The organism is Rhodoferax sp. ZS1R8, assembly GCF_056521325.1.
This window is the reverse complement of record NZ_JBWMBA010000147.1, coordinates 1-1,142: the sequence shown is the minus strand read 5'-3', so window position 1 is coordinate 1,142 and position 1,142 is coordinate 1. Positions and strand designations below refer to the sequence as shown.

Annotated in this window: 2 protein-coding genes; one reads left to right on the top strand and one right to left on the bottom strand. The window is 62.0% G+C overall.

Annotated elements, in window-relative coordinates; genetic code table 11:
* Positions 1-567: heterodisulfide reductase-related iron-sulfur binding cluster (locus tag AC097P_RS24535; RefSeq protein ID WP_479613025.1), on the top strand; the 567-nt coding region annotated here is incomplete at its 5' end.
* Here the strand turns inward: AC097P_RS24535 and AC097P_RS24530 are convergent.
* The coding region (locus AC097P_RS24530) for an EAL domain-containing protein (protein ID WP_479613024.1) at positions 556-1,142 on the bottom strand (587 nt) is incomplete at its 5' end. The two genes, AC097P_RS24535 and AC097P_RS24530, sit on opposite strands and share 12 nt — an antisense overlap.

The following is a 1,142-nucleotide window of genomic DNA, read 5'->3' as shown; positions in this document are numbered from 1 at the left end:
GCCTGGTGGCCGCAGATCGAAGCCGACGCGGTCGAGGCGATCGTGATGAACGCATCGGGCTGCGGCGTCACCGTGCGCGAATACGGCCACATCCTGCGCGACGACCCGGCCTATGCCGCCAAGGCACGGCACATCAGCGCCCTGACCAAGGATTTGAGTGAACTGCTGCCCAGCATCGTAGACGCGCTTCAGACCCGCCAGCCCAACCTGGCACAACGCATACGCGACCATGCGCCCACGCTGGCACTGCACCCGCCCTGTACCCTGCAGCACGGCCAAAAGCTCAAGGGCGGGATCGAGCAACACTTGGGAGCACTGGGGTTTGATGTCCGCACCGCAACGAATGAGGCCCACCTGTGCTGCGGTTCGGCAGGCACTTACAGTGTGCTCAATCCTGGGCTGGCCTATCAGCTACGCGACCGCAAGCTGGGACATTTGGGCGCGCTGCAGCGTGAAGTGATTGTGTCTGCCAACATCGGCTGCATCACCCACCTGCAGAGTGGCACCGCGACCAAGGTGCAACACTGGGTAGAGGTGCTGGACGCCGCCCTGACCTCAACTGGCTGACAGCGTCAACTGGGTTTTCGACGACGCACGGTAGGCCGCCACAAAGGCTTCGAACTCAGGTGCTGGCATGGGCTTGGCATACAAATAGCCTTGCACGTAGTCGCAGTCCACCGAGGCCAGCAGGTCGCGCTGCTGCGCCGTCTCCACCCCTTCGGCAATCACCCGCATGTCCAGCGCGTGAGCCATCACCACAATGGCCCTGCACAGGGCTAGCTCGGTGGAGTTGGCCGATAGATGGCGCACAAAGGACTGGTCGATTTTGACAAAGTCGATGTCAAACTTTTGCAGGTAAGACAGCGACGAATACCCGGTACCAAAGTCGTCCAACGACACACCAATGCCCGCGGCTCGCAACGCCAGCAGGGTATCGGCCACACTGGCACTGGTATCCAGCAACAGTCCTTCGGTGATTTCCACCACGATGCTGTCGCCGGGCAACCCCTGTGCACTGAGCTGCTCCGCCCAACTGGTGTCGGTGGCGCCGTTGTGCTGAAACTGCACCGGTGACCGGTTGACGCTGATCTGAAAATCGTCGGCCAACATCGAGCGCCAGGCGCACACCTGCAGTGCTGCCT